Annotated in this window: 10 protein-coding genes; 1 reads left to right on the top strand and 9 read right to left on the bottom strand. The window is 75.1% G+C overall.

Going from position 1 to position 11612, the window contains the following annotated elements:
* Positions 1–39 precede the first annotated feature (39 nt).
* The 8 genes from yidD to IF01_RS0137955 all read right to left on the bottom strand — a co-directional run bounded on the left by yidD (position 40) and on the right by IF01_RS0137955 (position 10086).
* Positions 40–660: a membrane protein insertion efficiency factor YidD gene (gene yidD / locus IF01_RS51480; RefSeq protein WP_244215764.1), complete on the bottom strand. Its 621-nt coding sequence runs from the start codon at positions 658–660 to the stop codon at positions 40–42.
* Positions 661–773: 113 nt separating this feature from the next.
* Entirely contained in the window at positions 774–1547 is a 774-nt protein-coding gene (locus IF01_RS0137990; protein ID WP_030398201.1) for a bestrophin-like domain, read from the bottom strand.
* Between the two features lie 1458 nt (positions 1548–3005).
* On the bottom strand, positions 3006–4412 hold the full coding sequence (locus tag IF01_RS0137980) for a family 2B encapsulin nanocompartment shell protein (RefSeq protein WP_030398199.1): 1407 nt from the start codon (positions 4410–4412) through the stop codon (positions 3006–3008).
* A gap of 507 nt (positions 4413–4919) precedes the next feature.
* A complete protein-coding gene (locus IF01_RS43005) occupies positions 4920–6002 on the bottom strand; it encodes a hypothetical protein (RefSeq protein ID WP_051757023.1) in 1083 nt (360 codons plus the stop codon).
* 134 nt (positions 6003–6136) lie between these two features.
* Positions 6137–6997 carry a DUF1963 domain-containing protein gene (locus tag IF01_RS44685; protein ID WP_030398197.1) on the bottom strand — a complete coding sequence of 287 codons (861 nt, stop codon included), beginning with the start codon at positions 6995–6997 and terminating at the stop codon, positions 6137–6139.
* Between the two features lie 294 nt (positions 6998–7291).
* A complete protein-coding gene (locus IF01_RS0137965; protein ID WP_030398196.1) occupies positions 7292–7801 on the bottom strand; it encodes a hypothetical protein in 510 nt (169 codons plus the stop codon).
* 163 nt (positions 7802–7964) lie between these two features.
* On the bottom strand, positions 7965–9644 hold the full coding sequence (gene pdxR, locus IF01_RS0137960; RefSeq protein WP_078880681.1) for a MocR-like pyridoxine biosynthesis transcription factor PdxR: 1680 nt from the start codon (positions 9642–9644) through the stop codon (positions 7965–7967).
* Between the two features lie 154 nt (positions 9645–9798).
* The gene (locus IF01_RS0137955; RefSeq protein WP_030398194.1) at positions 9799–10086 is read right to left on the bottom strand and encodes a hypothetical protein; all 288 of its coding nucleotides are present in this window, start codon (positions 10084–10086) and stop codon (positions 9799–9801) included.
* 374 nt (positions 10087–10460) lie between these two features.
* Here IF01_RS0137955 and IF01_RS0137950 point away from each other — a divergent pair, with 374 nt between their 5' ends.
* Entirely contained in the window at positions 10461–10766 is a 306-nt protein-coding gene (locus IF01_RS0137950) for a chaplin (protein ID WP_037782745.1), read from the top strand.
* 124 nt (positions 10767–10890) lie between these two features.
* On the opposite strand, the gene IF01_RS0137945 is transcribed toward IF01_RS0137950, so the two are convergent.
* On the bottom strand, positions 10891–11304 hold the full coding sequence (locus tag IF01_RS0137945; RefSeq protein ID WP_045943418.1) for a universal stress protein: 414 nt from the start codon (positions 11302–11304) through the stop codon (positions 10891–10893).
* Positions 11305–11612: the final 308 nt, after the last annotated feature.

The raw sequence follows: 11612 nt of genomic DNA, 5'->3' as shown, positions 1-11612 counted from the left end.
ACTCGGTGTTTCCCGTCCGAGTCGGCACACCTGGACTGCTCAGCGCTCCGGCACCGGGTCCACGCCGTTCCGCCGCCGGGCGGCCGCGGGGCGGCAGCGCAGCAGCCGGCCGGCCGTGAGGCGGGCGCCGCGCACCGCGCCGTGCCGGTGCAGCGCCTGCACGGCGTAGGTGGAGCAGCTCGGCGTGTACAGGCAGCAGGCGGGGCGCTCCGGGCTGATCTCGGTGCGGTAGTGGCGCACCGCGCCGTAGAGCACCCCGGCCACCAGGCCCTGCGGCACGGGCGCGGCCCGGTCGGCCGTACGCGGCCCGGCGCCGCCTCCCCGGCCGCCGGTGAGGGCGAACCGGAGGCCGGCGGCCAGGGCCATCGGGAGCAGCGCGAGCAGGCAGGGCCCGTCGCACCCGCCGCCTCCCCCGCCGCAGCCGCCGTTGCCGCCACCGCAACCGCCGTTGCCACCACCGCCGTTGCCGCAGCCGGAAGGCAGACAGTTGTCGAGGTCGTCGTCCTTCTTCCGCTCCCCGTGCCTGCGCAGGTAGGCCTTCCACTCCTGCTGCCGGCGCTTGCGGTCGCGCCGTTCCTCGGCCGGCAGCCACCACCAGGCACGTCCGGGACGCTGGGTCGTCGGGAACTGTTCACCCTGGCCGGGCTGCTGGTACGCCACTGCTCTCGATTCCTCTCGGCGCGCACGCCGGGGCCGACCCCCAACGGCCCGATCAGATTATCGAAGGCCCGGATCGTGGGGGTCGGCCCGCAGGAGGATCCCGCGCGGTGCGCTCAGCCGCTACCGCCACCCAGGGTGGGGAACAGGTCGGTGAACGTCTGGGTGGTGACCGAGACGCTCCGGCCGAACGGGTCGTCGAAGTCCCAGATCAGGAACAGCAGGAAGGCGATCAGCGCACTGAACGCACCGGCCAGGATCAACTCCCTCGGGGAGCGCCGGATCTGGAGGAAGAACACCATGCCCACCGTCACCACGGCGCCGACGATCAGGCCGAACCAGACCACGCCGGGCATGCTCGGGCCGGCGTTCTGGCCGCGCGCGTTGCGGGCGTCGTCGACGACGCTGATCCGGTCCAGGATCGGCTGGTACGACTGGGCCTCCAGGTCGGAGGCCGGGGGGCGGGTCGCGACGTCGGTGCGCAGCTTGTCCAGCAGTTCGGTGCCCCGGTCGGAGATCTCGCCGTTCTCGCGCATGTACGTCCACTCCACGTCGACCACGTAGGAGACGTAGGCGTCGACGTCGGCCCGGATCCTGTCGCGGAACTCCACCGGGTAGACCTGCGCGCGCTCGCTCACCTCGTGCAGCGCCTGCGCCTCGCGGAAGACGTCGTCCTGCGCCGCGCCGCGGGTCTCCCAGACTCCGGCGATGGCCAGGCCGAGCACGATCGCGTAGACCACGCCGATCATCATCGTCATGTACTCGATGACGTCGGGTGTCTCGTCGGTGTCCTCGTCCGCACCGGCGCGGCGGTGCCTCAGCAGCACCACCGCCACCACCACGGCACAGGCCGCCAGCATGGCGATGGCCAGCGCCAACCATTCGGACATCGGGACTCCTCTCTCGGTCGGGGATCGACAGGAGTCGATCGGAATCAGTCGGACAGATGGGTCGGGCCGTTCCGGGCCCGGCACACGGGGAACAGGAACGCCTACGAGCGAGTCGCAAGGAGGCGGGAAAGGGGGAACGGAACGGGGACCGCGGCGACGTCAGGAGCCGCTCGAACCACCGGAGCCGCTCGAACCGGCGGAACCACCGGCTCCGGCCCGGCCGCCGGCACGACCCCGGCCGCCTCCCCCACCGCGCGGGCGCAGCGCCGCCACGGCGAGTACGGCGGGCACGGTGACCACCAGCATGGTCCGCGTCGGCGAGTTGCCGTGGTGCACGGGCGGCGCCGGCACGGGCTGGGCCCTCGGAACGGGCCGCAGCGTCGGGGCCGGACGCACCGGGCCGGGCGCCGGGGACACCGGGGTCGGCGTCGGGACCGGGGCCGGCGGTGCGGGGGCGGGCGGCGCCGGGGGCGGGACCGCCGGGGCCGTCGACGGCCGCGGGCTCACCGGTTTCGGCGAGGGCGGTGGCGGCGGAGTGGGCGCGGGCGGCCTGGGCGACGCCGGCGGCGGGGTGGGCTGCGGCGTCGGCGCGGGCGGAACCGGGGCCGGGGTCGGAGTCGGAGTCGGCGGCGGTGTCGGCACCGGGGTGGGGGTGGTCGTGGGAGTGACGGTCGGCTTCGGCGTGGGTGTGGGCGTCGGCGTGGGCGTCACGGTGGGGCTGTGCGTGGGCGTCGGAGTCGGCGTTGGCGTCGTCCGCGTCGGCGTGGGAGTCGGGGTGGGTGTGGGCGTCGGCGTGGGGCAGGGGTGGTGGTGCGTCGGCCTCGGCGGCCAGGGCTTGGTGGGCCACGGCTTCGGGTGGTGCAGGATTCCGGAGAGGTCGACGTCCACGCCGACCTCCACGTCCACGTCCACCTCGGTGTCCACGCCGTCCCGGCCCACCCCGACCGAAACGTCCGTACCGGTGTGGACACAGGTGTGGACGACCGGACCGTGCGGGTGCCCGCCCTGCCGGTCCGTCGAGGAGCGGGCGGTGGCCGAGCCGGTCAGCAGCGCGCAGAGCGCGACCACACCGGCGGCCGCTCCGGCCAGTCGGACCCTCCGCGCCCGCGGGTCGACGCCCTTGGCGGGGCCGGTTCCGGGTAAGACGGCGCGGCTGCGGGGGGCGCCGTCCGCCGACGCCCGGTCCGCGGTCACGGTGCCCCGTCCATCGGTATCCGCCGGGGCGGCTGGTGCTGCGGCATGGGCTCCATGCACCTCTCGTGTCGTCAGGAGGACCGGCCCACGCCGGAAGGGGGGCCGACACCGGACGGCCCGCCGCAGTGGGCGGGCCGTCCGGCATCAGGTGAAACGATCATGCGGAGAGCCGGTTACGGCCGCCCCGGGGCGCGCGCCCCGGGGCGTGCGAGCGGACCGACGCTGCGACGCCACGCCGTGGCGCGCGGCTCAGTGGCAGGCCACTCAGTGGCGGCCGTGCGCGATCTCGACGTTCTCCAGGACACCGACGGCGTCCGGCACCAGGATCGCGGCCGAGTAGTAGGCGCTGACCAGGTAGGAGATGATCGCCTTCTCGTCGATGCCCATGAAACGGACCGACAGGCCGGGCTGGTACTCGTCCGGCAGGCCGGTCTGGTGCAGGCCGATGACGCCCTGGTTGTCCTCGCCGGTCCGGATCACCAGGATGGAGCTGGTGTTCTCCTTGCTGATCGGGATCTTGTTGCAGGGCAGGATCGGCACGCCGCGCCAGGCCGGCACCTGCTGGCCGCCGAGGTCGACGTGGTGCGGGTAGATCCCGCGGGCGTTCAGCTCACGGCCGATCGCGGCGATCGCCCGCGGGTGGGCGAGCAGGTAGTCCGGGTCCCGGCGACGGCTGAGCAGCTCGTCCAGGTCGTCCGGGGTGGGCGGGCCGGAGTGGGTCTGGATCCGCTGGGCGAAGTCGGCGTTGTTGAGCAGGCCGAACTCCGGGTTGTTGACCAGCTCGTGTTCCTGGCGCTCGCGCAGCGCCTCGATGGTCAGCCGGAGCTGGTGCTCGATCTGGTTCATCGGCTGGTTGTAGAGGTCGGCGACCCGGGTGTGCACCTTGAGGATCGTCTGCGCGACGCTCAGCTCGTACTCGCGCGGCTTCAGCTCGTAGTCCACGAAGGCGCCCGGCAGCTGGTACTCGCCGTGGTGGCCGGCGGACATCGCGATCTCGGCCTCGCCGCGCTCGTTCTGGCGCTGGAGCGGCAGGGCCAGGAAGGCGGTGAGGTGCTCCTGGAGCGCGGGCGAGTTGTCCCGGATCTGCTCGAAGTCACGGCGGGGCAGCGACAGCACGGTGCCCGCGGTCACCGTCTTCGCGGTGAACTCCCAGACGGCGTCCTGGTCCAGCACGGACTGCTCGCCGAAGCGGTCGCCGTCACCGAGCACGCCGACCACCGTCTCGTCACCGTACTTGCCGGTGCCGATCTGGTTGATCTTGCCGTGCGCGATCAGGAAGATCCGGTCCGCCGCCTCACCGCGCTCGGCGAGCACCTCGCCCGGACCGAAGTCGCGCTGCTCGCAGCGGTCGGCCAGCGCGGTCAGCACCTCGTCGTCCTCGAACCCGCGCAGCAGCGCCAGCTCACCCAACTCCTGGGGGATGACCCGGACCTGGGAACCGGTCTTGATGAACTCGACCCGGCCGTCACCGACGGTGTAGGTGAGTCGGCGGTTGACCCGGTAGGCACCACCGGCGGCCTGCACCCAGGGCAGCACCTTGAGCAGCCAGCGGGAGGTGATCTCCTGCATCTGCGGCGCGGACTTCGTGGTGGTGGCGAGATTGCGGGCAGCAGCCGTCGTCAGGCTCGACTGCGCCACCTGCGGTGTCTCCGGGGCCGTCTCCACGGTCATCGGCAGGGTTCTCCATTTCGTGTGATCAGTCACGTGTGATCAGTCACGCCGACCCGTCGCGCGACCGGCGGCAGCCGGGGACCAGGTGTCGACGGATCATCAGATACGCGTATCGGTGCGGGTGTTGACTGTCTTCGCGATGTGGTGCGCCCGCTCGGGCGATCCACCGGAACCCTAGATCACCACCACACGGCCCATCCCGTACGACAACCGAGTGCCCCCCGATTGGGTGAATCTCTCCGATCGGAAGGTTTGAATCCGTCGCCCTTGCACCGGTGGGCCGTCACGTTTCTGCGCATGCGAATCGTCCAGACGTAGGAACGATTCACCCCACCCGAACGGAGCAGCGCGAAGGCCCGCACCCCGACCGATGGGGTACGGGCCTTGCGGACATCTGTTCGATGCTCGAACACAGTGCGAATCCGGGTGCCGATCGGCCCGCCGCGGGCACCTCCGCGCGCCCCGCCCCGCCGCCGAACCAGGGCCGCCGCGCAGGGAAGCAGGTCGTCACCCCCCGGGACCGTGCTCCGACCGGGCCGCGCACCTGGCCGCCCGCAGGTTGCGCCGGTGCACGACCCACCAGAGCGTGCCCACCGTGACGGACAGGACGATCAGGACCAGGGCCAGCACCGGCCAGCGGCTGTCGGCGAGCCGGATGTCGGCCAGCAGCAGCCCGGCCACCGCCGCGACCGGGACGAGCAGCGCGGCCAGGGCCCGGCCCGTCGCGGCCACCACCCCGGGGTCGGCGCGGGCCCGGTGCAGACCGGGCCAGCCGAACGGGTCGCCGCCGAAGTAGTGGGCGACCCCGCGGACCGCGAGCCGGTCGGTGGCCCAGGTGTAGGACAGCGCCATGTAGGGGAGCCAGACCAGCGGGGCGACGGTACCCATCAGGAGGACCAGCGCCAGCAGGGACCACTCCCCCGCCGACCGCCAGCGGGACGGCGGCGGGTCGGTGTCCTCGCTGGTGATGCCGAGCAGCCGGGCCATCCGCCGGACCACGTCCCAGAACCCCCGGAGGCGGCCGGGGGGACGGGAGGCATCGGGCTCCGGACCTGCCGCGAGCGCCCGCTCGGCGGCGGCGAGGTCGGGGTGGGCGCCCTGGAGGACGAGCAGTTCGGGGGCGCGGGCCCGGTCGGCCGGGTCCTTCCCGGCGAGGGCGGCGAGCTCCAGCAGCAGCTGCGCCTGGGCCAGCAGGGCGGTGCAGAAGGCGAACGGGATGAGCCAGAGGAACGGCCCGCCGACGAAGGCGCCCTCGCTCTGGCTGACCAGCCGGGCGTGGTCGACGGCCCGCGCGGCGAGGTCGCCGGTGGTGGCCTCGGGGTGGGCGGCGCGGAGTGCCGCGACCCGGCGCGCGGCCCGGGGGCCCCGGTGGCGGACGGCGAAGACGGCGAGCAGTTCCGGCAGCCGGTCGGGGTGGGCCCGCATCGAGCGCACCAGCTCGGCGACGGGGGCGCTCTCCTTCACCGCTCCGGGGACCGCGTCCGGGGCGGCCGCCGGGGTGTCGGGCTCGCCCGTGGGCCCCGGGCGCCCGGGGTGTTCCGGTCGTGCCGGGTCCGGGTGCTCGGGGTTCGCGTCTGTCTTCGGGGCCACGTTCGTCCCACCGCTCCGCCGCACGCTCCGGCCGTGCCCGGACCGGCGTCCGACCGCGCGCGGCCGACCGCTCACCCGGGCCTTCCTCCACCCTAGGCCCAGCCCTCCGGCTCCCGCCTGCCGGGCGGCCGGGGTCAGGCGACCTCGAAACCGTGCCGGACCCGGTCGAGGCGGCCGGCCGCGAAGTCCTCCTCGGAGATCCAGAAGGAGACGTTGACGCACTCGCCCCAGTCGACGGCCAGCGCGCCACTCCCGATCTGGAGCAGCGGGCGGTGGCCCTCGGGCCGGCCGGTGTCCGTGTCGCACCAGCCCAGCAGCCGGACCTCGGGCCGGGGCATCCGCTCGGCGAGGTCCTGGGCGAGATCGAAGGCGACCAGGAAGTCGTCCGGGAACAGCCGCTCCAGCTCCTGGTCCTGGTAGGAGGGCGCGGAGAGCGCCCAGGCGGCCCGGACCGGAACGGCGGGGACGACGGGTGCGCCCTGCTCGACGGCCGGGGCCGGCCGGGGCTCCGCACCCGCGGGGACGTGCAGCACCCGGCAGCCCCGGCCGGTGAAGTCGGAGAGCCACTCGTCGTGGAAGAAGAGCAGCAGCCCTTCGGCGGGCAGCGGCCAGCCCTCCCCGCCCGGCCCGGTGGACCGGAAGGCCGTGGCGAGGGCGGCGCAGTCGAGTTCGGCGAGCAGCTGCATCGGGCGGCCGCCGGCCTCCGGCCAGGCCGTGCCCGCCGGGAGCGCGGGCAGTCCGCCGAGCCGCCCGACCGGCACCGCGTCCGGCGCGGGAAGGCCGGCCGCGTCGGCGGGGTCCGAGGAGTCGGGCCTCGAGGAGTCCGGGCCCGGCAGTCGGTCCAGGGCGAGGGAGGAGCGGAACAGCCCCTCGACCAGGGCACCCGGCTGCTCGCCGACCCGGGCCCGGATCAGCTCCGCGACATCGCCCGGAATCGGCGGCGCGCCCTCGGCGGGCGCGGCCGCGGGGCTGTCGGTGGTCACGAGTTCGGCCATGCGCCAAGCCTGCCACGAGGGTCCGACAACGCCGGTCGGCCGCCCCGGCGCACGGCGGGCGGGAAGGGCGGGCGGCACCTGACGGGGCGTAACGACGGGAACCGCGGGCGGGAACGCCGAAGGCCCCGTCAGGTGCCGGTACGGGGGGATGATCGGCACCTGACGGGGAGCGGGCCGACGACCTGTCGGCCGGTCGGCCCGGCTGTGGGAGCGGTTCAACGGGGGCGGTTCGGCGGAGCGGTTCAGCAGTGCGGTTCAGCAGTGCGGCTCAGCAGGGCGGCTCAGCAGGGCGGTTCAGGCGCAGACGACCTCGTTGCCGGGGACCTGGAAGATGCCCGAGTCGCTGGCCGCACCGGCGGCGTACTCGTAGTAGAGGTACGTGTAGAAGTCGATCCGCGCGCCGTTGCCGCAGACCGAGTCGGTGCCGACGGTGTACGTCAGGGTGACGGTGGTGGTGGCGCCGGCGGCGACCGGGACGGAGTGGTGGACCAGACCGCTGGTGGCGCCGGTGTCGCAGGCGGTGACGTTGCCGCCGCAGGAGGAGAAGGCGTACTTCAGGCCGGTGTTCAGCGTGGTGGTGTAGGTCGGCTGGACGGACTCGTAGACGAAGTACGCGGCGGTGTCGTGCGGGTTGGTCAGCGTCAGCGTCAGGGTGACGTCCGAGCCGGGGGTGGCCGTGGTCTTGTCGACGGAGACCGACAGCAACGGGGTGTCCGCGTGGGCGGGGGTGGCCGACAGCAGCAGGCCGATGAGGAGGGCGAGGATCGCGGGCAGGCCGGTACGGCTCAGAAATGAAGTGCGCATGACCAAAGAGCGTAGGCGGCCGTGCCCGCGCCGGGGCCCGCCTCCGCACCGGTCCGTACTGGCATATGACAGCGGAGCGGACGCCCCGGACCATAACCTCCCGATTACGCCCCGGTTCCGCCCACTCCCCGGCCGCCGGACGCCTACCCTCCGTGCCCGCCCCTCAGAGCGGCGGCGGCAGGATGGCGCAGAGCGCCTCCAGCGCCGCCGGGTAGGCGTGGTCCGGCGGGGTCGCGTACCCGACGACCAGGCCGTCCGTCGCCGGCATCGCCTCCGCCGCGAGCAGCGGGTGCCGGTAGTCGGCCAGGCCGTCCAGGACCAGCCCCCGGTAGGCGGCGGCCTTGAGCACCGAGCGCTCGGTCCCGGGCGCGAGCCGGAGCACCGCGTGCAGCCCGGCCGCGATCCCGGTGACCTCGATGTGCGGGGCGTGCTCGGCCAGCGCGCCGACCAGCCGGTCCCGGCGGTCGCGGTAGCGGCGGCGCATCCGCCGGACGTGCCGGTCGTAGCCGCCGGAGTCGATGAACTCGGCGAGGGTCAACTGGTCCAGGGCGCTGGCCCAGGCCTCCCGCTCGCCCTTCGCCGCGAGCACCCGGTCCACCAGGTGGTCGGGCAGCACCATCCAGCCGAGCCGCAGCGCGGGGCTGAGGCTCTTGCTGGCCGTCCCCAGGTAGACCACCCGCTCCGGGTCCAGACCCTGCAGGGCGCCGACCGGCTGCCGGTCGTAGCGGAACTCGCCGTCGTAGTCGTCCTCCAGGACCAGTCCGCCGCGGCCGCGCGCCCAGTCGACCACCGCAGCGCGGCGGCCCGGGTGCAGCGGTCCACCGGTCGGGAACTGGTGGGCGGGCGTCAGCAGCGCCGTGCGGATCTCCGGGTCCTCCGCCAGTCCGCCCACCCGTGCGCCGTGCTCGTCGAGCGGGAGCGGGCGGGTGGTGGCCCCGGCGGCGGCCAGCAGCCCGCGGTGGAAGGCCAGCCCGTAGCCCTCGACGGCGAGCGACCCGGCCGTCCGGGCCGGGAGCACCGCGCGCGGGCCGTCGAACAGCAGCCGCAGCGCGTGCGCGAAGCCGGAGCAGACCACGATCCGGTCCGGGTCGGTGCGGACCCCGCGGGCCCGGGCGAGGTAGTCGGCGAGCACTTCGCGCAGTTCGCGCCGGCCCTGCGGATCGCCGGGCCCGAACGCCTCGTTGGGCGCGGCGGTGAGCGCCCGGCGCCCGGCGGCCAGCCAGGCGGTGCGCGGGAAGGCGGCGGCGTCGGGCTGGCCCTGCCGCAGGTCGTGGGCGGGGCGCGGCGGGCGGGAGGAACGGCGGGCCCGGGTCGGGGGGACGGGTTCGGCCCGTTCGGCGACGGTGGTGCCGGAGCCCTGCCGGGCGGTGAGCCAGCCCTCGGCGACCAGTTCGGCGTAGGCGTCGGCGGCGGTGTTGCGGGCGATGCCGAGGTCCGCGGCGAGCGCGCGGTAGGGCGGCAGCCGGGTGCCCGGGGCGAGCCGGCCGCTGCGGATCGCCTCGCGCAGGGCGTCCATCAGGGCGGACCGGCGGCTGCCGGTAGCGGGCAGGTCGAGGTGGAGGTCGGCCCCGGCGGGGCCCGCGGCTCCCTCCGCTCCTGCGGCTCCCGCGGCGGAGCGCTCGGCGGCCGGAGGAGCCGCGTGGGCCGCGCCCGTCGCGCCCTCGGCGGGGCGGGCGGTGGTGGGCCGGGTGCCGGCGGGGCGGGTGGCGGCGGTGGAGTTCCCGTCGTCCGGCCGGGTGGTGCCCGGCCGGTGGCCCCGCCGGGCGGCCGGGCGCGGGCCCTCGGCCGCTCCGGCGGGACTGCGGCGGGGTGTCCGGGGCGGATCGACCGAAGTGTCCGTCATGGTTCCGCAGCCTAGCGCCGGGCCCCGGCAGCCCCGGGGGCGGGCCTGCCGCCCCCGGGGCCGCCGGAGCGTCCGGCGCGGCCCGGCGCGGTCCCGTACCGGTTCGGCTCCGGTTCGGCGCGGTCCGGTGCGGTGCAGTGCAGTTCGGCGCCGGTCAGTCGATCCGGATCGAGCTGACGATGAACGAGCGCACGTCGTTGCGGGTGCGCTCGGCGAGCGCCGAGTCGGTGGAGTAGGCGCTGACGGTCAGCCAGATGTTCCCGGACTGCGGGACGCAGACGACGATCGCGATCACGTCCGCGTTGCCGCCGATCACCTGGTAGTCGCCGTCGCCCGCGAGGTCCCAGACCTGGAAGCCCTGGCGCAGCAGCGCGGTCTGGGCCAGGCCGAGGCAGTCGCCGAGGGTGTCGTTCTTGGTGAAGGTACCCCAGTGTGCGTACATGCGGTCTCCCGTTCGTGCCGTGGTGGCGGCCGCCGCCGGAGTGGTCCGACCCCGGTGGCGGCCGTACCTCGAGCGTCGGGGAGCGGCTGTCCCGGGTGCACGGGGCCGGGGTCCCGTTCCGGCCCGGTTCTCCGACCGGGACCGGCGCGCGGCCCGCGGCGGACACCCCGGCACGCGGCGAACGGCGGGCACTCCGGGACCGGCTCAGGGCAACTCCGGGGCCGGGGCCGCACCACAGCGGCGGCCGGACCGCCCCTCCGGTGCGCCGGGCGGGCGGCGGGACTCCTGCATCGGTGTGCGGTTACGCCTGCGATCGGGTGACCTTATGGTCGGATTATGTCGTCACAGGCGTGTCGACTGGCTATTCCTTCGCCATGACCAACACCAGGAAGTACCTGCTCGCCGCCGGCCTCGGCACCGCGCTGGCGGTCCTCTCCGCCGGCCCGGCCCTCGCGCTCGACTGCGACACCCCCGTGCACCACGCCCCGACCGCCCCGGTCCACAACGGCCTCCCGGGCGGCCTCCCGGGAGGCGGCGGCGGCACCGTCTGCATCAACGAGGGCGGCGCCTACGCCAACGGCATCGTCGCCAACTCGCCGGGCGTGCTCTCCGGCAACCAGATCCAGATCCCGATCAACATCCAGACCAACATCTGCGGCAACAGCCTCTCCATTCTCTGACCGGTACCCGGCGCGCGCCCGAGGATCGCCCGGCGCCCCCGCACCGACCGCACGAGGGCTGCGGCCCCGGCACCCGCCGGGGCCGCAGCCCTCGCTCCTCTTCCCCGCTCCCCGCCCGTGGGGGTTACGGCACCACGGTGACCGGCCAGCGGCCCGCCTTGACCAGCCGGACCGCGACCGAGCCGATCACCCGGTGCCCGGCCTGTTCGGAGGCGCCGACCACCACCGCGTCGGCCCGCAGCTCGTCGGCCAGCCGGGCCAGGCCCGTATAGGGGTCACCGCGCACGGTGAGGAAGCGCCACTCCACCCGCCACACGTCGCGCAGCCGGTGCTCGGCCTCGCGGACGGCGGCGAGCAGTTCCTCGGCGATCTCCTGGGTGGTCTCCTCGACGGCGGCGCCCGCGAGCGCGGTGGCCGCGCCCAGCACCGGCTGGATGTACGCGATCGCCAGGGTGGCGTTCTGCCGCCGGGCCAGGCCCGCCGCGTAGGCGGTGGCCCGCCAGGAGGAATCAGAGCCGTCCAGGCCCGCCACGATCATCTTGGGCCCGTCGGTGCCCAGCTCGAACCCGGACGGCGCCACGGCCGCGCCCGGCTCCTCGGCCCGGTCGGCCGCCGACCCCTGCTCCGCATCGCTCTCGTTGCTCATGGCCCGAGGCTATGCCGGACACGGCGGGTGACGGCGCGGGGCACGGCGGGTGAGGGCTGTGGCCCGGACCACCCGACGCGACCGCCGCACCCCGCTCGGCACCCCGATTCCGGCACCCGCCGCAGCCGGACCGCCACGCCCCGTCGACCGTGTGCCCGGCCTCACAGGCCCCCCGGAGTGGCCCGGACCACTTTCCGCCG

The organism is Kitasatospora purpeofusca (genome assembly GCF_000718025.1).
In the GTDB taxonomy this organism is placed as follows: Bacteria; Actinomycetota; Actinomycetes; order Streptomycetales; family Streptomycetaceae; genus Kitasatospora; species Kitasatospora purpeofusca.
Note: the sequence above shows the minus strand (reverse complement) of the source record. Positions and strands in the feature narration are given on the sequence as shown.